The organism is Actinomadura sp. NPDC048032 (assembly GCF_040653175.1).
Taxonomy (GTDB): Bacteria; Actinomycetota; Actinomycetes; order Streptosporangiales; family Streptosporangiaceae; genus Spirillospora; species Spirillospora verrucosospora.
On record NZ_JBEZJP010000090.1, the window covers coordinates 1 to 23,816 of the forward strand.

General features: G+C 71.5%; 22 protein-coding genes and 1 riboswitch. Of the genes, 4 read left to right on the forward strand and 18 right to left on the reverse strand.

Features of this window, described 5'->3' with window-relative positions; genetic code table 11:
* From AB0C69_RS15000 to AB0C69_RS15020, 5 genes are all read right to left on the reverse strand, one after another.
* Positions 1–102: Clp protease N-terminal domain-containing protein (locus AB0C69_RS15000; RefSeq protein ID WP_360353763.1), on the reverse strand; the 102-nt coding region annotated here is incomplete at its 3' end.
* 409 nt (positions 103–511) lie between these two features.
* Complete coding sequence (locus AB0C69_RS15005; RefSeq protein ID WP_089316904.1) at positions 512–835, reverse strand: Lsr2 family protein; 324 nt, start codon at positions 833–835, stop codon at positions 512–514.
* 973 nt (positions 836–1,808) lie between these two features.
* Complete coding sequence (locus AB0C69_RS15010) at positions 1,809–2,432, reverse strand: RDD family protein (protein WP_360353736.1); 624 nt, start codon at positions 2,430–2,432, stop codon at positions 1,809–1,811.
* A gap of 7 nt (positions 2,433–2,439) precedes the next feature.
* On the reverse strand, positions 2,440–3,255 hold the full coding sequence (locus AB0C69_RS15015) for an RDD family protein (protein ID WP_345179789.1): 816 nt from the start codon (positions 3,253–3,255) through the stop codon (positions 2,440–2,442).
* A 5-nt stretch (positions 3,256–3,260) separates the two neighbouring features.
* Positions 3,261–3,788 (reverse strand): amino-acid N-acetyltransferase, encoded by a 528-nt coding sequence (locus AB0C69_RS15020; RefSeq protein ID WP_345179805.1) that lies wholly within the window; start codon positions 3,786–3,788, stop codon positions 3,261–3,263.
* Positions 3,789–4,052: 264 nt separating this feature from the next.
* Positions 4,053–4,260, forward strand: a riboswitch (cyclic di-AMP (ydaO/yuaA leader).
* 3 nt (positions 4,261–4,263) lie between these two features.
* On the opposite strand from AB0C69_RS15020, the gene AB0C69_RS15025 reads away from it, so the two are divergent.
* Positions 4,264–5,259 (forward strand): NlpC/P60 family protein, encoded by a 996-nt coding sequence (locus tag AB0C69_RS15025; protein WP_345179787.1) that lies wholly within the window; start codon positions 4,264–4,266, stop codon positions 5,257–5,259.
* A 303-nt stretch (positions 5,260–5,562) separates the two neighbouring features.
* Here AB0C69_RS15025 and AB0C69_RS15030 read toward each other — a convergent pair whose 3' ends face one another.
* Entirely contained in the window at positions 5,563–5,793 is a 231-nt protein-coding gene (locus AB0C69_RS15030) for a LuxR C-terminal-related transcriptional regulator (RefSeq protein WP_021591725.1), read from the reverse strand.
* Between the two features lie 416 nt (positions 5,794–6,209).
* On the opposite strand from AB0C69_RS15030, the gene AB0C69_RS15035 reads away from it, so the two are divergent.
* Both AB0C69_RS15035 and AB0C69_RS15040 read left to right on the forward strand, forming a co-directional pair.
* A complete protein-coding gene (locus tag AB0C69_RS15035) occupies positions 6,210–7,304 on the forward strand; it encodes a LacI family DNA-binding transcriptional regulator (protein ID WP_360353739.1) in 1,095 nt (364 codons plus the stop codon).
* A 55-nt stretch (positions 7,305–7,359) separates the two neighbouring features.
* Positions 7,360–8,586: a cytochrome P450 gene (locus tag AB0C69_RS15040; protein ID WP_360353741.1), complete on the forward strand. Its 1,227-nt coding sequence runs from the start codon at positions 7,360–7,362 to the stop codon at positions 8,584–8,586.
* Here AB0C69_RS15040 and lysX read toward each other — a convergent pair.
* The 12 genes from lysX to AB0C69_RS15100 all read right to left on the reverse strand — a co-directional run bounded on the left by lysX (position 8,573) and on the right by AB0C69_RS15100 (position 22,348).
* Positions 8,573–10,027 (reverse strand): bifunctional lysylphosphatidylglycerol synthetase/lysine--tRNA ligase LysX, encoded by a 1,455-nt coding sequence (gene lysX / locus AB0C69_RS15045; protein WP_360353766.1) that lies wholly within the window; start codon positions 10,025–10,027, stop codon positions 8,573–8,575. The two genes, AB0C69_RS15040 and lysX, sit on opposite strands and share 14 nt — an antisense overlap.
* Positions 10,028–10,115: 88 nt before the next feature.
* The gene (locus AB0C69_RS15050; protein ID WP_345179783.1) at positions 10,116–10,898 is read right to left on the reverse strand and encodes a type III pantothenate kinase; all 783 of its coding nucleotides are present in this window, start codon (positions 10,896–10,898) and stop codon (positions 10,116–10,118) included.
* Between the two features lie 14 nt (positions 10,899–10,912).
* Positions 10,913–11,770, reverse strand: coding sequence for a carboxylating nicotinate-nucleotide diphosphorylase (gene nadC / locus AB0C69_RS15055; RefSeq protein WP_360353744.1), 858 nt, complete (start codon positions 11,768–11,770; stop codon positions 10,913–10,915).
* Positions 11,767–13,692, reverse strand: a complete 1,926-nt coding sequence (locus AB0C69_RS15060; protein WP_360353746.1) for an L-aspartate oxidase — start codon at positions 13,690–13,692, stop codon at positions 11,767–11,769. The genes nadC and AB0C69_RS15060 overlap by 4 nt, the downstream gene beginning before the upstream one ends.
* 77 nt (positions 13,693–13,769) lie before the next feature.
* On the reverse strand, positions 13,770–14,186 hold the full coding sequence (gene panD, locus AB0C69_RS15065) for an aspartate 1-decarboxylase (RefSeq protein ID WP_360353748.1): 417 nt from the start codon (positions 14,184–14,186) through the stop codon (positions 13,770–13,772).
* On the reverse strand, positions 14,186–15,046 hold the full coding sequence (gene panC / locus AB0C69_RS15070; RefSeq protein ID WP_360353750.1) for a pantoate--beta-alanine ligase: 861 nt from the start codon (positions 15,044–15,046) through the stop codon (positions 14,186–14,188). Before panC ends, panD begins: the two co-directional genes overlap by 1 nt.
* Before the next feature lie 189 nt (positions 15,047–15,235).
* The gene (locus AB0C69_RS15075; protein WP_360353752.1) at positions 15,236–16,120 is read right to left on the reverse strand and encodes a DUF2520 domain-containing protein; all 885 of its coding nucleotides are present in this window, start codon (positions 16,118–16,120) and stop codon (positions 15,236–15,238) included.
* 243 nt (positions 16,121–16,363) lie between these two features.
* A complete protein-coding gene (locus tag AB0C69_RS15080) occupies positions 16,364–18,859 on the reverse strand; it encodes an FtsX-like permease family protein (RefSeq protein ID WP_360353754.1) in 2,496 nt (831 codons plus the stop codon).
* Entirely contained in the window at positions 18,859–19,632 is a 774-nt protein-coding gene (locus tag AB0C69_RS15085; RefSeq protein ID WP_360353756.1) for an ABC transporter ATP-binding protein, read from the reverse strand. The genes AB0C69_RS15080 and AB0C69_RS15085 overlap by 1 nt, the downstream gene beginning before the upstream one ends.
* 291 nt (positions 19,633–19,923) lie before the next feature.
* On the reverse strand, positions 19,924–20,253 hold the full coding sequence (locus AB0C69_RS15090) for a chaplin family protein (RefSeq protein ID WP_345179772.1): 330 nt from the start codon (positions 20,251–20,253) through the stop codon (positions 19,924–19,926).
* Between the two features lie 162 nt (positions 20,254–20,415).
* On the reverse strand, positions 20,416–21,105 hold the full coding sequence (locus AB0C69_RS15095; protein WP_345179770.1) for a response regulator transcription factor: 690 nt from the start codon (positions 21,103–21,105) through the stop codon (positions 20,416–20,418).
* Between the two features lie 73 nt (positions 21,106–21,178).
* Positions 21,179–22,348 (reverse strand): sensor histidine kinase, encoded by a 1,170-nt coding sequence (locus AB0C69_RS15100; protein ID WP_360353759.1) that lies wholly within the window; start codon positions 22,346–22,348, stop codon positions 21,179–21,181.
* A gap of 100 nt (positions 22,349–22,448) precedes the next feature.
* Between AB0C69_RS15100 and AB0C69_RS15105 the strand changes: the two genes are divergently transcribed.
* Positions 22,449–23,465 carry an SAM-dependent methyltransferase gene (locus tag AB0C69_RS15105; protein ID WP_360353761.1) on the forward strand — a complete coding sequence of 339 codons (1,017 nt, stop codon included), beginning with the start codon at positions 22,449–22,451 and terminating at the stop codon, positions 23,463–23,465.
* The last annotated feature ends 351 nt before the right edge of the window (positions 23,466–23,816 follow it).

Genomic DNA, 23,816 nt, shown 5'->3' on the forward strand with positions numbered 1-23,816 from the left:
GAGGATGTGCTCGGTACCGATGTAGTTGTGGTTGAGCATCCTGGCCTCTTCCTGAGCCAGAACGACAACCCGCCGCGCGCGGTCGGTGAACCTCTCGAACATCTCGTCGCTCCTCACAGAGCGGTTGGGCAGAGTCCGGAACGTCCGGAACTGTCCTTCCGCATGCTAGCCCGCCCCGAGGAGGCCGCCCGGTGCACTCCCACCAGGAGACGTTCCCCAGCTATGCGCTGTTCAGTCTCATCCAACTACCGCATCGGTGCGTCATGTTCCCGCTACGCCCCAAGCGAACGAGGGGCTTTCCGCAGGTCCGTCAAGGCGCGGGCCGAGAGTGCCGAATGGGGGTGGAGTTTCCACCCGCGCGCCCTGTGTACCTCACGGCGGACTCGCCGAACCGCACAGGCGCTACGCCACAAGCGAACGACTCCGTCCCGCGAACGGGGACGACTCACGGCGCCAACGGCGAACGGCCCGCCTCGCGAACGAAGACGGGCCGCGTGCGGTCCGGGCGGGATCAGTTGGCCGCCTCGTACTGCTCGATCACGTGGGCCGGGATGCGGCCGCGCTCATTGACCTTGATGCCGTTGTTCTTGGCCCAGGCGCGGATCTCGGCGCTGCGCTCACGGCTGGACGCGCCGCGCTGCCGGCGGCGGCGGTTGACCGTGCCCGCCTTACGGGACTTCTCAACGAACGGCTGCAGCGATTCCCGCAGCTTCGTCGCGTTGGCGCCACTGAGGTCGATCTCGTAGGAGGCGCCGTCGATCGAGAACGCTACGGTCTCGTCCGCCTCGCCACCGTCGAGGTCGTCGACGAGAAGCACTTGAACCTTCTGTGCCATGGGGACAGACCTTTCAGCTTGAGCAAACTCCAATCGAGTGACAAAGATATACCTAGAACTTCGCGGATGACAATTCCGCCATCCACCGGAACCGACACTCGCACGAAGTCGCCTTGCCGCTCGTTACCGGCTGTAATCGGCCTCGTCGTTTCGGGTGCGCACGTCCCTCGGGTCACGGCTGGGTCCGGCCGGGCGTCCATGAATTTCCAAGCGGCGGCGGCGCGCCCGGGTTTTCAGGGGTGACCGGTGTCACGAGGTGGTGCGCTGACCTGCACCGCCGTCCGCGCATTGGTCCAGGTTTGCACGCGGCGGCGCGGCGATTAACCTCCCGTATCGCTACTAACCGCGTGCCCGCACTGGAATACGCGGCCGACCTCGGCACCTGATCAACCTCCGGACCGGCGGATGTGGACGAATAACGCCGGGGCGCCCCGCACCGAAATCTGTTGCCGCGGCCGGACCGCGAGAAGTCCACGCCCTGCTCAGGACGCGGATGCGGCACACCGAGCACCATCGCCATGAAATCGGGAGATTTGGACACAATCCCACCGCCGGCCCCAGTTCTTCGGCCCGGCGCCGCCGCCCCGAGCGGAGCCCTCCTCCGGCCGCACCGCCGCCACCGGCATGCCGCACGAAAGGTCCGTTCCAAGGGCGAGAGCTCGCCATCCGGAGTAAGTCCACGGCCGCCGACAAGCGGCGTCGTTCCGGTCACCGCAACACCATCGGAGGGAACTGTCAAAGCGGAGGCGACGTCCGGGACGAGACACATCCCACCGGTTTCAGGACCGTAACCAGAACGAGCGGGCATATGCCGTCGACACCTCGGACGTCCGGAAACAGCGGCCATCTCGACCAAAGCATGTATGGCACATGCGAGTGGACCAGGGCATGCGTCCGGCCGCGCCCGTGAGTGCGCGGTATCGGACGGGTGTTATCGGACCCCGCACGCACTCCCGGCGCGGCGGAGAGGGCCTCAGAAGGCCGAGGATTCGGGCCGCGGGCGTTTTACCACGAGGGTGCCCGCGAGCCTGTCATGAACAGCCTGGCGGCGACTGCCCTCGAACAGGGCCCCCGCGTTCACGACCCAGAAGACGCTCGCGAGCAGACCGAGTACCGGAATCGGACGCAGCCCGATCGGCACCGAATAGACGGCGGCCCGCAGAACGCAGCGCAGAACGTCCGGGCGCGTGGACGCGTCCACGACCTCAGCACCGTTGGGAGCGACGGCCTCCGCGGGCTCGGGGGCCGCCACGGGCACGAAACCCGGCACGGACACGGGAAGGGCCGACACGTCGCCGAGACCGGCGCTCCCGCCCGCTCCGCCGCTCCCCTCTGGCGACGCTTCAGGGGCCTCCTGAGCCGTCGCAGCGACCACCTCGATGCCCGCGACGCGCTTGCCGAGCGTCCGCCCCCAGAGGGCGAGCTGGAGGGCCTCGTACAGCAGCATGCATCCGGCCACGGCGGACGGGGCGATGACGTCCGCCGTGTGCCCGGACACCAGTTCGCGGACGACGAGAACGACGGGGACTCCGACGACGAGCGTGTCGACGACGCGTGCCAGGAGCCTCTGCCCCGGCTCGGCGAGCGTTGCCGCCATCGTGGCCTTAGCCCGCGTACTCGGAGTACTCGGACTCGTCATATCCGACCCGCTCGTCGATGACGAGCGTGCCGGCGAAGCGATCATGCAGCGACTGGTGCAGAGGCTGATCCCAGATCGCCCACAGGTAGGCCATCAGCGCGCCCGCCCAGACCAGCACCATCCCGTACGCGGCGTAGTCCCACACCATCACCGCCAGGACGAGGAAGAAGAACACGCCGAGCTGGTAGCCGACGTGGGTGATCCCGGCACGCCAGACAGCCTGCGTCGTGGTGATCGGGGTGCCCGCGGGCCTCGCCTGAACGACCCCCAGGCCCAGAACACGCTTCCCCAGCGTCCGTCCCCACATGGACAACTGCACGGCCTCATAGATGAACGGCAGCACAGACAGGACACAGAAGAGGGTGAAGATGATGGGCCAGTTCCACACACCACCCTCGTCCTCCGTCTTGCTGCCCGGCTTGCCCAGACCGAACGCGCCGATCGTCACCGGCAGGACGAGTGCGAACCCGAAGACCGCGACGAGCGCGTTGTCGATGATTCGTGCGCCCGCCCTACGGTGAATGGGCGCCAGCGCCACGTCACCGCCGCCGTCGTAGGAACCGCCGCCGTCGTAGGAGCCGTAGTCCTCGTAGGCGGGCTGCTGGTTCCACTGCTGCTGCTGTGTCTGCCACTGCTGCTGGGGCTGCTGTTCCCACTGCTGCTGCGAGGACGGCTGCTGTGGTTGCTGCCACTGAGAACCTTGGTACGGAGGGGGCGGGCCGTAGGAACCCTGCCCCTGCTGGGGCTGGTAAGGCCGCCCGCGGTGGGGGGAATCGCTCATTCGGGTCAGTCCTCCAGGCGAAGCAACATCCGGGTGTTGCCCAACGTATTCGGCTTGACCCGGTCGAGGTCCAAGAACTCTGCCACGCCTTCGTCGTAGGAGCGGAGAAGTTCCTCGTACACCTCTGGCGACACCGGAGTCCCCAGGATCTGCTGGAAGCCGTGGCGAGCGAAGAACTCCACCTCGAAGGTAAGGCAGAACACCCGGCGGACGCCGAGTTCTCGCGCGTTCTCCAGGAGGCGGGTCACGATGCGGTGCCCGATTCCCCGTCCGCCGCATCCCTTGTCCACGGCGACCGAGCGGACCTCCGCGAGGTCCTCCCACATGACATGGAGCGCGCCGCAGCCGATGATCGGCCCGGGCGTCCCGTGCTGCACGTCCTCGGCGACCCAGAACTCCTGGACGTCCTCGTACAGCTTGACCGTCGTCTTCTTCAGCAGGCGACGCCCCGACCCGGCGTACAGGTCGACGAGCCTGCGAATCTCCTGGACGTCGGCGGTACGGGCACGCCGGATCACGACTTCCACAAACAGGCGAGATTATCGAACGCCGCAGCGCACCAGGGCACGCCCTCCCACCCTTCCGCGCCGGGCGGCGCGCGCTACTGACTAGATAAAAGGGGCCAGGTACTGCCCGGGGTCGTCCGAGAGGGGGGCCACAACACCGCGCGCGGGACGCGTCCGCCCGGCGTTCTCCTCGTTCACCGCGCCGCGTGACCTGCGAATTCGCATGTTCTGGTTGGCATCCAATGCGGGGTCCGTTAGTGTCCTGCGCTGACGTCGGCCCACCGCAGGACGGGGGCCGATCCGCCGAGTCCCCCGGGTCGCAACCAGCTGCCCGAGGAGCCGGGGACCCACTTTCGGAGCGTTTCGGGAGATCTCCCTGAGCGACCGAATGCGAGGGGTGAATCCGCGACCGCGGGCGATCGGTTCGCTCACGGGCGCGGACGGGCTGCTCCGGCCCCGACCCGTCAGCTGACCCGGTAGGCGGCTGAGGAGAGGAGTATTCGTGAAGCGATCGCGGCATGCTTCCCTTTCACGCTTCCGGGGGCGCGCGACCATCGTGGTCGGCGCGCTCGCCGTCGTTTCGGCCGCTCCGCACGCGATCGCCCCGCAGACGATCGCCGTCGCGCACGCCGACCCCGAGCCCTCCGCCAAGGAGCTGAGGACGAAGGCGCTCAAGCTCGCCGACCAGCTGGAGCAGCTCACCGAGCAGTACAACGGGCTCAAGGTCAGGCTCGCCCAGTCGCAGCGCGCCGCCAAGGTCGCCACGGAGAACGCCAAGCGGCAGGAGAAGACGCTGGAGACGCTCCGCCAGAAGGTCGGATCCCTCGCGGCGACGAGCTACATGCAGGGCGGTTCCGACCCCACGGTGTCGTTCGTCGCCTCCCAGGACCCCCAGTCCGTCCTCGACCAGGCCGCGACCCTCCACTACTTCGCCAAGCAGGACAGCACCCAGGTGCTCGGGCTGATGCAGGCCATGCAGTCCGCCCAGCGGGCCCGCAAGTCGGCCGAGGCCCGCGCCAAGCAGGTGAAGGAACTGAAGACGCAGCTCGACTCGCAGCGCACGAAGATCACCGACGCCTACGAGAAGATCCGCGGCAAGCTCGTCGACAAGGACCCGACCCAGCTCGCCAAGCTCCCCGTCATCGGCACCGGCAAGGCGGCGCAGGCGCTCCGCTACGCGATGAGCAAGATCGGCCGCCCGTACGTGTGGGGCGCCGCCGGTCCGACCACCTTCGACTGCTCCGGCCTCACGATGTGGGCCTACAAGCAGGTCGGCATCAACCTGCCGCACTACACCGGCAGCCAGTGGAACGCCGGAACGCACGTGTCGCGCAGCGAGCTCCAGCCGGGCGACCTCGTCTTCTTCTACGCCGACCTGCACCACATGGGGATCTACGTCGGCGGCGGCAAGATGCTGCACGCCCCGCACACCGGCGACGTCGTGAAGATCGCCTCCATGGACGGGCGCCCCTTCGCCGGCGGCGTCCGCGTCGCCTAGAACTCCGCTGTCGCACGACCGGCCAGTCCGGTCAACGCATGGCGTGCCGGCCGACCGCGGTGTCGAGTGACGCATCGCCGCGGCGTAGGCCGGTCAGTCTGGTCGTGAGGGATGAAGCCTGCCGGAGATCGGGGCGGGTCAGGTGGCCTGTCAGGCCCGAACGCCGTCCGCGGCGACGCCTCCTGCAGGGACCTACCTGCCAGGGCGCGGGCGCCGCCGCTGCGGGGGTGGACGGAATTCGGATCAACCGCCGTTTCTCCGGGTGACGCTCGCCGTCCCCTGGCGAGCGTCGGGGGTGCCTCGCTAGATGAGCTGCCTCCGGGCCGCCCACACCACGGCCTCGATAGGGGTGTTGACCTCCAGCCGGTCGCAGATCGTCCGCAGCCGGCGCCGCAAGGTCCGAGCGCTCAGTTCCAGCTTGCGTGCCGCCACATCGGCGGTGACACCGCTGGCGATCTGGGCGAGCAGCCGGATCTCTTCCTCGCTCAGCCCGAAATCGTCGGTGCCACGACGTGCGAGTGTGGCTGTTTCCACTCCGTCCTCCCTCGTCCGTGGTGATGACCGCGGGGATGCAGCCGTCCGCTGCACAGGCACGGGTTGGGCCTCGATCTGTACGCGCGTTGGGTTGCCGGGTCCGGACCCTTCCGGACTTAGATCATCGGGTTCCTTTTCTGTCTCGCGCGCTTGGCCGGAGGTGGCCGCATGGCCGATTGCGGGGGTGTACGGGGGAACTCCGGGTGACGATTCACTCGTTGGCCTGCCGAGAAAGACGGGATGTGATCGCCAGCCATCCGCCCGTCCCCTCTCGCCGAACCCACCGGTCCTCGCGGTGAACGAAGATCGTGAATCGTTTCAAGCTACGCTTCGGCTCGGAACGCTAGGCGGCCGGATCCGGCCCGTCAAGCGCCGGTCAAGAGCGTTGTGTGCTCGATCGCTCACCATGTGTGACCGTGCATTCGGCGCCCCGCCATGCCAAACTCCACTACCTGGGAAAACGCCCATGGAGCGGGACGAGGAGCGAGTTGCCACAGACCAGTATTCGTGAGGTCGCGAGGCGTGCTGGAGTCTCAGTTGGGACCGTTTCGAATGTCCTAAACCGGCCAGATCTCGTGGCCGAAGCTACCCGTGACCGCGTCCGCGCCGCGATCGAGGAGCTCGGATTCGTCCGCAACGAGTCCGCGCGCCGGCTCCGCACGGGCCCCGAGCGGACCGCGGGCGAGTTCGGCGACCAGCCGCGCCGGGCGTTCGGCGTCCTCGTCGAGGACCTCACCAACCCCTACGCGACCGACGTCGCCCGGGGCGCCGAGGCGGCGCTCAACGCGGCGGGCCACGACGCCCTGTGGCTGTCCAGCGACCACTCCCCCCGCAAGGAGCGCCGCCTGCTGGAACTGCTCGCCGACCAGCGGGCCGCCGGGGCCCTGGTCATCCCGGTCGGGATCGGCCCCCGCGACATCTCCCGGCTGCGCGCCGCGGGCATGAGCGTGGTGCTGATCGACCGGGACGCCTCCGACGTGTGCTCCGCCCGGGTCGACCACGTGGCGGGCGGCGAGGCCGCCGCCGCGTACCTGCTCGGCATCGGACGCGATCGCATCGCGTTCGTGACCGGGATCCCCGAGCCGCAGCCCTGCGTGGAGCGCCGCGACGGGGCCGCCCGCACGATCGTCGAGGCGGGCCTCGGCAAGCCCCCGGTCCTGGTCAAGGACGCCCTGAGCCCCACGGAGGGGCAGGCCGCGGCGCACCAGATCATGGCCATGTCCCCCGTGCCCGACGGCGTCTTCTGCGCCAACGACCTGCTCGCGATCGGCCTGATCAACGAGCTGACCCGGCTCGGCGTCCGCGTCCCCGAGGACATCGCCGTGATCGGTTACGACGACATCGAGCTCGCGGCGAGCGCCGCCGTGCCGCTCACCACCGTCCGCCAGCCGCGCCGCGAGCTCGGCTGGGAGGCCGCCGAGCTGGCGATGGCCGAGATCGGCGAAGGCAAGTCCCACCAGCACCGCCAGGTCGTCCAGCGGCCCGACCTCGTGATCCGAGAAAGCGCTTAGCGCCCCGCGGCCGGCGCTGTTGACATCACGTCCAGGATTCGGGTCCGCTGGAGGCATGGAGGACAGGACGGGTCAGGCGGGGCAGGCCGGGGCGACCGCGATACTCGGCTTCGATCCGGGCGACCCGGCGTTCCGCGCCGATCCCTACGCCCATTACCGGACGCTCCGAGCCGCCGGTCAGCCCCTGCACCGGACGGACGTCGGTCTGCGCGTCACCGCGTCCCACGAACTGTGCGAGCGGATCCTGCGCGATCCGCGGTTCGGGCACCGTCCGTCGGGCGGCCGCATGTGGCGCGATATGCCGGCGCGGCACCGGTCGTTCCTGACCATGGATCCGCCCGACCACACGCGGCTGCGCCGGCTCGTCAGCAAGGCGTTCACGCCCCGGCTCGTGGAGCGGCTGCGGCCCCGGGTCGAGGAGCTCGTCGACACGCTGCTGCGGCCGCTCTCCGGCGAGGTCGACCTGATCGCGACGCTGGCCTACCCGCTGCCCGTCATCGTGATCAGCGAGATGCTCGGCGTTCCCGCCGAGGACCGCGACCTGTTCAAGGGCTGGTCGGACAGCCTCGCGCGCGGCCTGGACCCGGACTTCCTGCTGCCGGAGGCCGAGATCGCCCAGCGGGACGCCGCGCGCGACGAGTTCGCGGAGTACTTCCGGGTGCTGGCCGCCAAGCGCCGGGCCGAGCCGCGCGACGACCTCCTGAGCGCTCTCGTGGGGGTTTCCGACGGCGGAGACGTCCTGTCGGAGCAGGAGCTGCTGGCGACCTGCATCCTGCTGCTCGTCGCGGGCCACGAGACGACCGTGAACCTCATCGGGAACGGCGCGCTGGCGCTGCTCCGCGATCCCGCGCAGTTGCGGGTGTTTCGGGAGCGGCCGGACAACGCGCGGGCGGCGGTGGAGGAGCTGCTGCGCTTCGACCCGCCGGTGCAGCTGACCCTGCGGTCCGCGCTGGAGGACGTCGACCTGGACGGCACCCTCGTCGAGCGCGGGAAGCTCGTCCTCCTGCTGACGGGAGCCGCCAACCGGGACCCGGCGGTCTTCGACGACCCCGACCGGCTGGACCTCCTCCGCTACGCCGACGGACGCGACACGCCGAAGCACCTGTCGTTCGGCCACGGCGCGCACTTCTGCCTCGGGGCACCGCTGGCCCGGCTGGAGGGCCGCGTCGCGCTCGGCAAGCTCTTCGAGCGCGACGTGGCCCTCGCCGCCGGCGACCTCGTCTACCGCGACAACCTCGTGCTGCGGGGGCTGCGCGACCTTCCGGTCGTCATTCGGGCTTGACCAGCGGGAACAGGATCGTGTCGCGGATCCCCTTGCCGGTGAACGCCATGATCATGCGGTCGATGCCGGCGCCCATCCCGCCCGTGGGGGGCATCGCGTACTCCAGGGCGCGCAGGAAGTCCTCGTCCAGCTGCATGGCCTCGGGGTCGCCGCCCGCGGCGAGCAGCGACTGCTCGGTGAGGCGGCGGCGCTGCTCGATCGGGTCGACCAGCTCGGAGTAGGCGGTGCCGAGCTCCGTGCCGAACCCGATGAGGTCCCACTTCTCGGTGAGCAGCGGCTCCTCGCGGTGCTGGCGGGTCAGCGGGGACGTCTCGACCGGGTAGTCCATGACGAACGTGGGCTGGACGAGGGTGTGCTCGACCAGCTCCTCGAAGAGCTCCTGGACGAGCTTGCCCTGCCCCCACTTCGGATCCCAGGAGATCTCGCGGGCGTCCGCGAGCTTGCGCACCGACTCGATCGGCGTGTGCGGCGTGATCTCCTCGCCGAGCGCCTCCGACACCGCTCCGTACAGGGTGATCCGCGGCCACTCCGCGAGACCGAGGTCGATCTCGACGCCGTCATGGACGACCACGGTGGTGTCGAGGGCGGCGACGACCGCCTTCTGGTACATCCGCTGGGTCAGGTCGGCCATGTCGTTGTAGTCGAGGTAGGTCCCGTAGGCCTCGATCATCGTGAACTCGGGGTTGTGCGTGGAGTCCGCGCCCTCGTTGCGGAAGTTGCGGTTGATCTCGAAGACCTTCTCGATCCCGCCGACGACGAGCCGCTTGAGGTACAGCTCGATCGCGATGCGCAGGTAGAGGTCCATGTCGTAGGCGTTGATGTGCGTCTTGAACGGGCGCGCCGCGGCCCCGCCGTGGATCGGCTGGAGCATGGGCGTCTCGACCTCGAGGTAGCCCTCCTCGTGCCAGAAGTCGCGGACCGCGCGGACGGTCGCGCTGCGCAGCCGCGCCATCCGCCGCGCCTCGTCGTTGACGATCAGGTCGACGTAGCGCTGCCGGACCCGCGCCTCCGGGTCGGTCAGGCCGGCGTGCTTCTCCGGCAGCGGCCGCAGGCACTTGGAGGTGATCGCGAACCGGTCCGCCATGATGGACAGCTCGCCGCGGCGGGAGGTGATGATCTCGCCCTCGACGCCGACGTGGTCGCCGAGGTCGACCTCGCGCTTCCAGAAGTCGAGCTGCTCCTGCCCGACCTTGGCCAGCGACAGCATGACCTGGAGGTCGCCGCCGGCGTCCCGGATGGTGGCGAAGCACAGCTTCCCGGTGTTGCGGATCAGCATGACGCGACCGGTGACGCCCGCCTTCTCGCCCGTCTCGGTGCCCGGCTCCAGGCCGGTGTGTTTCGCGCGGATCTCGGCGGTCGTCGCCGTCCGCGGGAAGGTCACCGGGTAGGGGTCGATCCCGCTCTCGCGGAGCCGGTCGAGCTTCTCCCGGCGCACGCGCATCTGCTCCGGGAGCTCGTCGAAGGTCTCGTCACTCACATCGCAAGGCTATCCAGCCCGTCCGGTGCGGGCGAACGAGTTCGCGCGGACGTCAGGGAGTGTTCCGCTCGTAGATCAGCCGGAGGCCGATGAGGGTGAGCCACGGCTCGAACTCGTCGATGCTGCGGGACTCCTCCAGGACGAGCGGGGCGAGGCCGCCGGTGGCGATGACCGTGACCTCTTCCGGGTCCTCGGCGAGCTCCTCCGACATGCGCTCGACAATGCCGTCCACCTGGCCGGCGAAGCCGAAGATGATCCCGGACTGCAGCGCCTCGACGGTGTTCTTGGCGATCACGTTGCGCGGCCGGACCAGCTCGATCTTGTGGAGCTGCGCGCCGCGGGAGGACAGCGCGTCGATCGAGATCTCGATGCCGGGGGCGATCGCGCCGCCCACGTACTCGCCCTTGGCGGACACCGCGTCGAAGGTGGTGGCGGTTCCGAAGTCGACCACGATCGCCGGCCCGCCGTGGGTGTGGACGGCGGCGAGCGCGTTCACGATGCGGTCGGCGCCGACCTCCTTCGGGTTGTCCATCCGGACGGGGACGCCGGTCTTGACGCCCGGCTCCACGATGACCGCGGACACGTCGCCGTAGTAGCGGCGGCACATCTCCCGCATCTCGTGCAGGACGGAGGGCACCGTGGAGCACAGCGCGATGCCGCTGATGTCGGTGTCGGCCAGCAGCGGGCTCTGCTGGACGAGTCCCTGCAGGACCACCGCGATCTCGTCGGCCGTGCGCCGCGGATCGGTGTTGATCCTCCAGTGCTCGATCACCTCGTCGCCTTCGAAGAGACCGAGAACGGTCTGGGTGTTACCGACGTCGATGGTCAGCAGCATCAGGTCCCCGCTGTTCAGGTGAAGTCAAGGCCGATGTCGAACACGCGCGCCGAGTGCGTCAGCGCGCCGACGGCAAGGTAGTCCACCCCGGTCACGGCGACGTCTCGGGCCCGCTCCAGGGTAAGGCCACCACTGGCCTCGAGCTCCGCCCGCCCTGCCACGAGCCGGACCGCGTCGGTCATCTCGGCGTCGGTCATGTTATCGAGCAGGATGCTCGTGGCTCCCACCCCCAGGGCCTCTTCGACCTGCGCGAGGGTGTCGCACTCCACCTGGACGTGGAGGGACGGGTACACGGCGCGGATCGCCTCGTACGCCTTGGTGACGCCGCCGGCCGCCGCGATGTGGTTGTCCTTGATGAGCGCGGCGTCGTGCAGGCCCATCCGGTGGTTGACGCCGCCTCCGCAGTGCACCGCGTACTTCTGCAGGGCCCGCAGGCCGGGAAGGGTCTTGCGGGTGTCGCGGACCTTCGCCTTGGTGCCCTCCATGGCGTCCATCCACCGGCGGGTGGCGGTCGCGATTCCGGACAGGTGCGTGAGGAGGTTCAGAGCCGTCCTCTCCGCCCTGAGGATCGCCCGGGTCGCGCCGCTGACCGCGATGAGGACCTGCCCGGGCACGACGCGGTCGCCGTCCTCGACCTCCGCCTCGTAGGCGACGTCCAGAAGCTCGAAGACGACGCACGCCACCGGGACGCCCGCGACGACGCCCTCCTCGCGAGCCCTCAGCTCCCCGCTCGCGGTGTCCTGCGGCGCGAAGATCGGGGTGCTGGTGACGTCGACCTCGCCGTCCTCGGCCAGCGCCGTCCGGACGAGGTTTTCCACAGCCTGTGGATCCAGCCCTGCGGCGGTCAGCCTCTGCGAGAGTTCCGGTGTCATGAGCGCTTTCCTTCCAGAGATTCGTAGGTGGTCGTCAGGACGTTCCCCGCCAGCCGGGTGACGAGGTGGCCGCGCCACGTCCCGTCCGCGCGCTCGGGGAAGTCCTCCCGCCAGTGGCTCCCGCGCGTCTCCTCCCGCCGCCGCGCGGCCGCCACGATCGCGCACGCGACGGTGTACAGGTTGGTGGCCTCCCAGGCCTCCACCCCGGGCTCCGCGCTCCCGCGCCCGAGCCCCTCCAGTTCGCGCGCCGCGGCCTCCAGCCCGTCGGCCCGCCGCAGGACCCCCGCGTAGGAGGTCATGATCCGCTGAATCTCCCCCCGCAACGCCGGCTCCAGCAACCCGCCCGACTCCCCACCCGTGGCTCCGTACACGTCCTGCACGGCTCCCGCCAGGCCCTGCCCAGGCACCGGACCGGCCTGCCCGGTCGCCGAGACGGCGCCCTCATGCCTCGCCGAGACGGCCTGCTCGGGGGCCGGCGCGGCCTGACCCCAAGCGGGAGCAGCCTGCGCGGGCACCGGAACAGCTTGCGCTGGGGCCGAGACAGCCTGCACAGGGGTTGGCTCGGCCTGCTCGGGGGCTGGCGCGGCCTGCTCCAGGGGTGGCGGGGTGGTGGGTGTGTGGTTCGAAAGGAGGTCAGGGGCTGGTGCGGCAGGAGCCAGGGGGCCGCGCGGGTGGGAGGCGGGGAGGTCGTCCGAGAGGGCTTCGGCGATTCTGGCGGCGAAGACCAGGCCTTCCAGGAGGGAGTTGGAGGCGAGGCGGTTCGCACCGTGGACGCCCGTGCAGGCGACCTCGCCGCAGGCGTACAGGCCGGGGACGGACGTGCGGCCGTGCAGGTCCGTGCGCACGCCGCCGCTGGCGTGGTGGGCGGCGGGCACGATCGGGATGGGCTCGGTCACCGGGTCGATGCCGTGGTGGCGGCACGCGGCCAGGATGGTCGGGAACCGGGTCTCCCACATCGCCGCGCCGAAGTGGCGGCCGTCGAGCAGCATGTGGGACGCGCCCGTCTCGCGCATCCGGGTCATGATCCCCTTGGTGACGACGTCGCGGGGGGCCAGCTCGGCGAGCTCGTGGCGTCCGGTCATGAAGCGCACGCCGGCGTGGTCGACCAGGTGCGCGCCCTCGCCGCGGACGGCCTCGGAGATCAGCGGCTGCTGTCCGGTCGCGCCCTCGCCGAGCCACAGCACGGTCGGGTGGAACTGGACGAACTCCAGGTCGGTGACCTTCGCCCCGGCGCGAAGCGCGAGCGCGACGCCGTCGCCCGTGGAGACCTCGGGATTGGTGGTGGCGGTGAACACCTGGCCGAGCCCGCCGGTGGCGAGCACGACGGCGCGGGCGCGGACGGCGCCGACGCCGCCGGGCTGCCCCTCGCCCATGACGTGCAGGGTGACGCCCGCGGCGCGTCCCGCGGCGTCCTTCAGCAGGTCCAGGACCAGGGCGTGCTCGATCACCTCGACGCCCGAGTCCTTGAGCTCGGCGAGCAGGGCGCGGCTGATCTCGGCGCCGGTGGCGTCCCCGCCCGCGTGCGCGATGCGGCGCCGGTGGTGGCCGCCCTCGCGGGTGAGCGCGATGTCGCCGCCGGAGCGGTCGAAGGCCGTGCCGAGGTCGATCAGGCTGCGGACCGCGTCCGGCCCCTCGGTGACGAGGGCCCGGACGGCGTCCTCGTCGCAGACGCCGACACCCGCGGTGAGGGTGTCGGCCAGGTGCTCCTCGGGGGTGTCGTCGGGCGCGAGCGCGGCGGCGATGCCGCCCTGCGCCCACCGGGTCGACCCGGCGTCCAGGAGGGCCTTGGTGACGAGCAGCACCCGGCCGTGGGGGCGGCAGCGCAGCGCGGCGACCAGGCCGGCGATGCCGGACCCGATGACGACGACGTCGGCGTCGGCGGTCCAGCCGGGCGCGGGGGCGTGCAGAACGGAAGGGATCACGAGCCCTCCTCCGGGGTCGGTTCTCGTCATTATGACCCTAACCCCGGAGCGGCCGGACCCCCGGCCCCCGCCGAAGGTCAGTTTCGGATCAGGTCGCCCCGGGTCGTGCCGGTGCCGGGCACCGGCTCGGCCGGGTCCGAGCCCAGCGAAATGATCTTGTTGGAGCGGTCGACGTGCACGACGGCGGGGACGAACTCGCGGGCCTCGGCGTCGGTCATCTGCGCGTAGCTGATGATGATGACCAGGTCGCCGGGCTGCACGAGGCGGGCGGCGGCGCCGTTGATCCCGATGACGCCGGAGCCGCGCTCGCCTGCGATCAGGTAGGTCTCCAGGCGGGCGCCGTTGTCGATGTCGACGATCGAGACCTGCTCGCCGGGCAGCAGGTCGGCGGCGTCCATCAGGTCCTGGTCGATGGTCAGCGAGCCGACGTAGTGCAGGTCCGCCTGGGTCACCGTGGCGCGGTGGATCTTCGACTTGAACATCGTCCGGAACATCAGTGCTCCTTGCCGAGCTGGAGGGGAACGTTGTCGATGAGGTGGGTGGCGCCGACGCGGCCCGCGACGGCGAGGACGGCCCGGCCGGAGTGCGGTCCGGTGATCTCGGTGAAGGTCGACGGGTCGACGAGGACCAGGTAGTCCAGGGCGAGGGGCGGGTCGGCGGCCTCGGCCTCGGAGAGGACGGCGCGCGCGGCCGCCAGGACGGCGTCCGGGCCGGAGGCGGCGGCGCCGGCCCCGGCCCGGAGGGCGCGCGAGAGGGCGAGCGCGGTCCGGCGTTCGGGGGCGGACAGGTAGCGGTTGCGGCTCGACAGCGCCAGCCCGTCCGGCTCGCGGACGGTCGGCGCGCCGATCACCTCCACGGGGACGTTCAGGTCGGCGACCATCCGCCGGATCATCGCGAGCTGCTGCGCGTCCTTCTCCCCGAAGACCGCCACGTCGGGGCGGACGAGGTTGAGCAGCTTCAGCACGACGGTGAGCATCCCGTCGAAGTGGCCGGGACGCGCTGCCCCCTCGACGACCTCGCCCATGGGCCCCGACTTGATCGTGACCTGCGGCTCCTCCGGGTACATGACCTCGCGCGCCGGCGCGAACACGAAGTCCACGCCCTCGGCGGCACATGCCTCCAGGTCGGCGGCGAACGTGCGGGGGTAGCGGTCGAAGTCCTCGCCCGGCCCGAACTGGAGCGGGTTGACGAAGACGCTGACCGCGACCGCGTCCGCCCTGCGGCGGGCCTCGCGCATCAGCGACAGGTGCCCCTCGTGCAGGGCGCCCATGGTCGGGACGAGCGCCAGCGTCCCCCCGGTCTTCGACCGGGCCTGCGCCAGTTTCTCGCGCGTGCGCGCGACGATCGGTGTCACGACGCGTCCGTCCCCTCACGCGACGGCGGGCGCCGGCCGGGGCCGCGCTCGCCGGAAACGCCAGAAACCAATGCCGTTCCCTTCCTGTCCGGTCGGCCGGTGCCTTCGGCCGGGCCCTGTCTGTCGGTCGGAGGTGTCTGCTGGTCGGAGAGCTGTTCGTCGGTCGGAGCCGTCTGCGGGCCGGGGCCCTCAGTCGGCCAGCGCTTCGAGGAGCCGTTCGGCGTCCTCGGGTTTGAGCAGTCCGGCGCCGAGCGCGCGGTCGGCGGTGAGGCGGGCCAGCGCGATGTAGGCGCGGCGGCTCTCCGCCGACACCCTGCCGAGCTCCTCGACGTGGCCCGCCACCGTCCCGGCGTCCCCGCGCGCGACGGGCCCGGTGAGCCCGTCGATGCCGAGCCGCAGCCCGTTGTCGAGGGCGGCGCCGAGGAGCGGACCGAGCATCCGGCCGGGCTCGGCCACGCCTGCGGCGCGCAGCAGGTCCATGGCCTCCACGACCAGCGTGACCAGGTGGTTCGCGCCTCCGGCGAGCGCCGCGTGGTAGAGCGGGCGCGCCTCCTCGGTGATCCAGACGGGTTCGCCGCCCATCTCCAGGACGAGGGCCTCGGCGACCGGGCGCAGCGGCTCCGGCGAGGTGACGCCGAACGAGATGCCGGTGAGCCGGTTCACGTCGTCCGGGCGCCCGGTGAAGGTCATCACGGGGTGCAGGGCCAGCGGCAGCGCGCCCGCGCGGGTGAGCGGGTCCAGGACGGCGGTGCCGTAGCGGCCGCTGGTGTGCAGGACGAGCTTGCCGGTGACCGGGACGCCCGCGGACACGAGGCCGGTCGCGAGCTCGGGAAGCTCGTCGTCCGGGACGGTCAGCAGCACGAGGTCGGCGGCGGCGACCACGTCCTGCGGGGTGGCGACGTCGGCTCCGGGGAGGCGTTCCTCGACGCGGGCCCGCGACCGTTCCGAGACGGCGGCCGCGGCGACGACGCGGTGGCCCGCGCGGGCCAGCGCGGCGCCGAGCGCCGTGCCGACGCGGCCGGCGCCGACGACGCCGACCGCGAGGCGCGCGGGGCGGTCCTCCGGGGTCTCCATCTCGCTCTTCCGGGGGGTGTGGGGGGTCGCCCCCCCACCAGAGACAGCGCTCTTCCGGGCGGTGTCGGGGGTTGCTCCCGTACCGGGGCCCGTCCCGTTTCCGGGCGTGCCGGAAGAAGGGGTGACCTGTGGGTCCATCGGTTCGTTCCAGTCCTCAGGTAGGTACCGGACGTGCGCGCACCAGGCTACCCGCGGGACCCGGCCGCGCGGTCCGGTGGGTGACGATCGTCACCCCGCCCCCATTCAGTCATGCGCGAGGGACTCCACGATGGACGTCTTCGCGGCGCGCCGCGCGGGGAGCACGGCCGCGGCGGTCCCGGCCGCGCCCGCGAGGACCACGAACCCGACGACCTGCAGGTAGGGCAGCGAGAAGACCGAGTCGCTCGCCATCGCGTTCGTCGCGGCCCAGCCGAAGCCGACCCCGAGCACGACGCCGGTGGCCGCGCCGATGACCGCCATGACCAGCGCCTCCACCGACAGCATCCGGCGCAGCTGGCGCTTGGTGAGGCCGAGGGCGCGCAGCAGCGCCGACTCGCGGGTGCGCTCCACGACCGACAGGGTCAGCGTGTTGGCGATGCCGAAGAGGGCGATGACGATCGCCAGCCCGAGCAGCCCACCGAAGATCATCAAGACCGTGTCGATGGCCTTGGTCATCGTCTCCTCGAACTCGGCGGACGAGGAGACCTTCGCCGCCGGGTAGGGGCGCGCGGCCGCGTCCACGACCCGGCGCGACTGGGAGGCGGGCACGTCGTCGCGGGTCTTGACGTAGATCCCCGCCGGGTCCACGGCGCCGAAGTACCGGGTGAAGTCCCGCTCCGGGACGATGATCCCGTCGAGGCCCGCGCCCGCCGCGTAGACGGCGGTGATCTTCACGGGGACGGCGCCGTTCGCCGTCCGGACCCGCAGCGTGTCCCCCATCGCCCGGCCGGCCGTCTCGGCCGTCTTCTCGTCCACCATCGCCGTGCCGGGTTTCAGGGCGGCGTCCAGCGACCCGTGCTCGAACTCCGGCTTGAGGATCTTCCCGAGCGCCGACGTGGTGATCGTCGAGATGTCGGCCTCGTCGCCGCCGACCCGGGTCTCCTTGCGCCGGGTCTCGACCACGGCGGCGACCTCGGGCCGGGTGCGCAGCGTCTCGGCCAGCGCGTGCGGGAGGGTCCCGTCGAAGCTCTGCGGCCGGATCTGGAACTGGACGGGGAACTGCTCCTCCAGCTTCTGCGCCGCCGTCGCCTTGCCGCTCGCCGCGACCACCGCGAACAGGCTCATCAGCCCGACGCCGACGGTCAGCGCGATCGTCGTGGTGGCGGTGCGGCGGGGCGCGCGCTGCGCGTTCGCCACCGCCAGCCGTCCCGGGACGCCGCCGAGCCGCGCCGGGACCGCGCCCGCGACCCGTCCGAGCGGACGCACGAGCGCCGGCATCGCCGCGATCACACCGAGGAAGAACACTCCGCCGGCGAACGCGACCGCGTACATCGCGGTCTCGCCCTTCTCCATGCCGAGCGAGCCCAGACCGCCGATGGCCAGCCCCGCGGCGCCCAGCAGGACGGCGAGGACGGTGCGCACCGGGCCGAGCCTGAACCGTCCGGCGCCCGGCTCCAGGTCGGCGCGCAGCGCGGCGACCGGCGAGACCCGGGTGGCCGCGCGGGCGGGCAGCAGCGCGGACAGGACCGTGACCACGATCCCGACCGCCAGGCCGACCAGGACCGTCCGCACCGCCAGGGACGGCCCGGCGACGGCCACGCGCTCGTTCAGCTTGCTGACCACGACCAGCGCGCCCTCGCCGAGGCCGACCCCGGCGACGAGGCCGAGCAGGGAGCCGACCAGGCCCACGACGGCCGACTCCGCCACCACGCTCCCGAACACCTGCCGGCGGGTCGCGCCGACGCAGCGCAGCAGCGCCATCTCCCGCATGCGCTGGGCGATCAGGATCGAGAACGTGTTGTAGATGACCAGGGCGGACACCAGCATCGCGACCAGCCCGAAGATCAGCAGACCGGTTCTAATGATCTTGGTGTCGGCGCCGGCGGCCCTGGCCAGCCGCGCGCCGAGCTCCTCGCCCGTGTACACGCGGTAGGCGCCTCCCGCGGCGGCCCTGACGGCGGTCCCGGACCCGCCCGCGACGTCGAGCTCGCGATAGGTCTTCTCGCCGGTCATGCGCATCGCGGTCGCCGGGTCGAAGCCCACGGCTCCCCGGAAGCTCGCCTCCTGGTCGATGCCGAAGTCGACCAGTCCGACGACCGTGAACCGGTGCGGCCGGTTCCCGTGGTCCAGGACCGTCACCGCGTTCCCGACGGAGTAGCCCTCCCGCTTGGCGAGCTGGGTGTCGAGCACGGTCTCGCCCCCGCCGGACGGGGGACGCCCCTTCTCGACGTCGTAGCGCAGGAGACGTCCGGACGGCACGGACATCCCGACCGTCGGGAAGTCGCCGACCGCCTTGCCGTCCTTGCCGACGAGGGCGGCGTCCCCCTTCACGGCTCCCTGGACGTCCGTGACCCCGGGGAGCGCCTTGATCTGTCCGAGCAGCGCCGGCGGGACGCCCTTGTCGGTGTCGTCGCTCTTGGGCAGCACCGCGTAGTCGACCTTGTCGGCCGACCTGGCGAACGTCTTGGAGACGCCCTCGTCCAGCGTGTCCGTCAGGACGAACGTCCCCGAGATGAAGCCGACGCCGAGGGTGATCGCCACCGCCGTGAGCAGCAGCCGCAGCTTGTGGGCGCGCAGGCCCGCCAGAGTCGTCCGCAGCATCACGCGCCCAGGCCCTTCAGCCGGTCCAGGACGGTGTCCGGGGTCGGCTGGAAGATCTCCGAAACGATCTCCCCGTCCCGCAGGAACACCACCCGGTCGGCGTACGAGGCGGCCACCGGGTCGTGGGTGACCATCACGATCGTCTGCCCCATCTCGCGGACCGAGGAGCGCAGGAACCCCAGGACCTCGGCGCCCGCGCGGGAGTCGAGGTTGCCGGTCGGCTCGTCCGCGAAGATCACCTCGGGCCGGGCGACGATCGCGCGGGCGCACGCCACTCGCTGCTGCTGGCCGCCCGACAGCTCGCTCGGCCGGTGCCCGAGCCGTTCCCGCAGGCCCAGGGTGTCGACGACCCGCTCGAACCACGCCCGGTCGGGCTTGCGGCCGGCCAGCTCCATGGGCAGCAGGATGTTCTGCTCGGCGGTGAGCGTCGGCAGGAGGTTGAACGCCTGGAACACGAACCCGACGCGGTCGCGGCGCAGCATGGTCAGCTGCCGGTCGCCCATCCCGGTGATCTCGGCGTCGCCGAGGACGATCCGCCCGCCGCTGACGGTGTCCAGCCCGGCCAGGCAGTGCATCAGCGTCGACTTCCCCGACCCGGACGGCCCCATGATCGCGGTGAACGCGCCCCTGGCGAACCCGACGCCGACCCTGCGGAGCGCGTGGACGGCCGCGTCACCCGACCCGTACACCTTGGACACGCCCTCGGCTCTGACGGCCGGCGGCGCCCCGGCGGCGGGGGATCCCCCGGGCGGCTCGGCGAACGTGCTGGTCACGGTGACTCCTTCGGGTCGTGGATGGACGCGCTCCACGCTAGGAACCAGCGCCGTCCCTGCCATCGACCCGGCGGCCACGCTCGGCCTCACTCTCAAGGCCATCCGGCTCGCCCGCGTACGACCTGAGTCGTACGCGTCCGTCCCTCCACCCGCCGACCCTGCCCGAGGCCCCATGGCGCCCGCCCTGACGCTCGTAGAGCCGGCCGGAGCGGGGCCGGACGTGCGAAGGCGCCGGAGACATCGTCGGTCTCCGGCGCCTCGAAGACGGGTGGCAGGCCCGTCCAGTGCGTGTCAGTGCCCGTAGTTGACGGACGCGCCGCCCTTGCAGTGGGCGCTCGCACCGCCGACGACGGCGATGGCGTTGCCGCAGACGTCGATGGGCACCGAGATCGGCGCGATCACCTGGGTCCCGTTGAGAATCCCGAAGTTGCCGCTGGTGCTGTTGTGGCTGAACCAGTTCTCGTCATGGTCCTTGCCGTGGTGACCCTTGTCATGGTGGTGGCCCTTGCCGTGGTCATCCCACCCGCCACCGTAGGTGGCGGCGTACGCGGGCGCCGCTGCGAGGGCGGAGCCGGCGATGGCGAAGCCGAGGATGCCGGTGGCGGCAAGCTTCTTGAACACGAGAGTCCTCCCGTACGTTGGGCTTAGCAGTGCCCGAGGTGACATTGCCGACGTCGCCCGCTGAGAACGGCGTCGCGTACGGTAGTTACCCGGCTACGTTAATGAAGATCGAATGGGCGGCCCAGGATGCCGCCAAATGATGATCATGGACTGATCAAGGCATTATGCGGATGGGCCGGTCTGACCGCTTTTGACCAGACCTGTCTCGTAAGCGAACACGACGGCCTGCACCCGGTCGCGCACGCCGAGCTTCATCAGGATTCGCCCCATATGGGTCTTCACCGTGGCCTCCGAGACGTAGAGCCGACCGGCGATCTCCGCGTTCGACATGCCGCGCGCGACGAGCCGCAGCACCTCGTTCTCCCGGTCGGTCAGGCTCTCCAGCGCCCCGACCGCCTTCTCCTCGGCGTCCGGCAGATGCACCGCGAACCGGTCCAGCAGCCGCTTGGTCGTGCTCGGCGCCACCACCGCGTCCCCCGAGTGCACCGCCTTGATCGCCTCGATGAGCTGCGCCGGCCCCGCGTCCTTCAGCAGGAACCCGCCCGCGCCCGCCTTGATCGCGGCGAACGCGTACTCGTCCAGGTCGAACGTGGTCAGGATGACGACCTTCGGCCCGGACCGCGCCACCACCTGCCGCGTCGCCTCGATCCCGTCCATCCGCGGCATCCGGACGTCCATCAGCACCACGTCCGCCCGCGTGTTCCGCAGCAGGTCCAGCGCCTGCAACCCGTCCCCGGCCTCCCCGGCGACCTCGATGTCGGGCTGCGCGTCCAGCACCATCCTGAACCCGGCCCGCACCAGCTCCTGATCGTCCACGAGCACCACCCGGATGGGGGCCGCCACGTCCGTCATGCCATCTCCCTGTCCGCGACTCCCCGCACACCCGGCGAGGGACGCCGCAAGCCCTGGTCACGCCCGCCGCCGGTCACGCGGCGACCTCCTCGCGCACCGGGAGGACCGCCGCCACTTCGAAACCGCCGCCGGTGCGCGGGGCGGCGGTGACCGTGCCGCCGTACACGGCGACGCGTTCGCGCATCCCCGCCAGCCCGTGGCCGCGGCCGTCGTCGGGCGCGGCCGCCCCGCGGCCGTCGTCGACCACCCGGATCTCCAGCGCGTCGCCGGAGTAGGACAGCCGCACCGACACGCTCACCCGCGGGCCACCATGCTTGAGCGTGTTGGTCAGCGCCTCCTGGACGATCCGGTAGACGGTGAGCTGGCGCCCCTCCGACATGGCCTCGGGGTCGCCGTCGACCTCGAACTCCACCGGCAGCCCGGCCGCGCGGACCTGCTCGACCAGCTCGTCCAGTTGCGCCACGCCCGGCTGCGGCGCGTACGCCCCCGCGTCGTCGTCCTCGCGCAGCACGCCGAGGAGCCGCCGCATCTCCGCGAGCGCCAGCCGCCCCGTCGAGGAGATCGTGTCGAGCGCCTGCCGAGCCCGCCCCACATCGGTGTCGATGGCGTAGGACGCGCCGTCCGCCTGCACCACGATCACGCTGACGTTGTGGGCCACCACATCGTGCAGCTCCCGGGCGATACGGGCGCGCTCGGTCGCCATCGCCACCTTGACCTCGTTGTCACGCTCGCGCTCCAACCGCTCGGCCCGCTCCTCCACCGAACGCAGGTACGCCCGCCGCGTGCGCATGTGCAGGCCGAGGACGTACACGCCCGCCACCAGCACCGTCATCATGACGAACGTGAACTTCCGGTCATCGGCGCCGCTCGGGTAGCGGTAGGTGACCATGACCGCGCCCACCTCGCCGATCAGGGCCGCCGCGAGCCCCCAGCGGAACGTGCACCCTGCCGCGACCGTGTAGAGCCCCATCAGGACCGCCACGTTCGCCGGCACCGGGATCTGCCCCACCACGCACTGGACGCAGGAGACCAGCGCGACGACGGCGAAGACCGTCCGGGGGAACGTCCTGCGCAGCACCAGCGGCCCCGCCAGCGCGAAGGTCAGCAGCACGTAGGGCCCGGCGCCGATCCCGCTCGGCCCCACCAGCAGCGACGGCACCGAGAAGAACACGACCGGCAGCGCGAAGAAGGCGTCGACGAGCGGCTTCTTGCCCCGCAGCCACTCCCATGTGCTCGCCACCATGCCGACAGCGTACGTACCCGCAGGTCACTCCTGGATCAGCCGCAGGTCGGACCCGCGTCCACCGCAAGGATGGCCCGCCACCCACGGTAACGTCGCAGTCGTGGAGTCGCTGGTTTCCGGATGGCTGACGTGGCGCACCGCGATGGAGCGGGCCCTGTACGGAGAGGACGGTTTCTACCGGCGCGAACGCCCCGCCGAGCACTTCCGCACCTCGGTGCACGCCTCGCCGCGGTTCGCCGCCGCCATCGCCCGCCTGCTGGTCGAGGTCGACGCCCTGCTCGGCCACCCCGACCGGCTCGACGTGGTCGACATCGGCGCCGGCTCCGGCCGCCTGCTCGGCAACATCCTGGCCTGCGTGCCGCCGGATCTGGACGCCCGGCTCGTCCCGACGGCGGTGGAACTCGCGCCGCGCCCCGCCGACGTCCCGTCCCGGATCGTCTGGCGCCCCGACCTGCCCGCCCGCATCACCGGCCTCGCCGTCGCGAACGAGTGGCTCGACAACGTGCCGCTGGACGTGGTGGAACGCACCCCCGAGGGCGTCCGGACCGTGCTGGTCGACCCCTTCACCGGCACCGAGCGGCCGGGGCCGCCGCCGTCCGCCGAAGACACCGGCTGGCTGGATCTGTGGTGGCCGCTCGCCGAACCCGGCGACCGCGCCGAGATCGGGCACCCGCGCTGCGCGGCCTGGGCCTCCGTGATCGGCCGCCTGTCCGCCGGGCTCGCGCTCGCCGTCGACTACTCGCACTCCCGCGAGTCCCGCCCCGTCTACGGGACGCTGACCGGCTACCGCGACGGCGCGACCGTCCCCGCCGTCCCGGACGGATCGTGCGACGTCACCGCCCATGTCGCACTCGACGCCTGCCTGGTCGCCGGCCGCCGCGCCGGCGCGACCTCCAGCCTCCTGACGACCCAGCGCGAGGCCCTCCGCGCCCTGGGCCTCTCGGGAACCCGCCCACCCCTCGACCTGGCCCACCGGGACCCGCGCGCCTACGTGGCCGCCCTCTGCCACGCGGGCGAAGACGCGGAACTGACCGACCCCTCAGGCCTGGGCGGCTTCGGCTGGCTGACCCAGACCACCAACATCCCCCTCCCCACCCTCCTAACCCACCCGACCTAACCCCCGGGCCCAGAACCACCCGCAAAGACCATCCACCCCGAACCGGCCGCCGACTCAGCCCGCCCCAGAAGCCATCACCCCCCAACCCCCCTTGGTCACCGACCCACCCAACCCACGGCCGCCACAGTCGAAGCCACGCCGCCGGACGACGCTCGACACCGTTCCCGCAAGCCTCACCGCCACAGACCAGCGCCACCCGCAAAAAGCGCCTTCTCCAACAAGCTACGCAGACGTCACCAAGCTCCCCCTCCAGCTCAACTCCAGGACGTGGTTCGGCTCGGGCGGCCCGGCGTCGGCGGGCGCGTTCTCGACGGGCGCCGTGTCAGATGGCACTGTCGCGGTCCTTCCAGT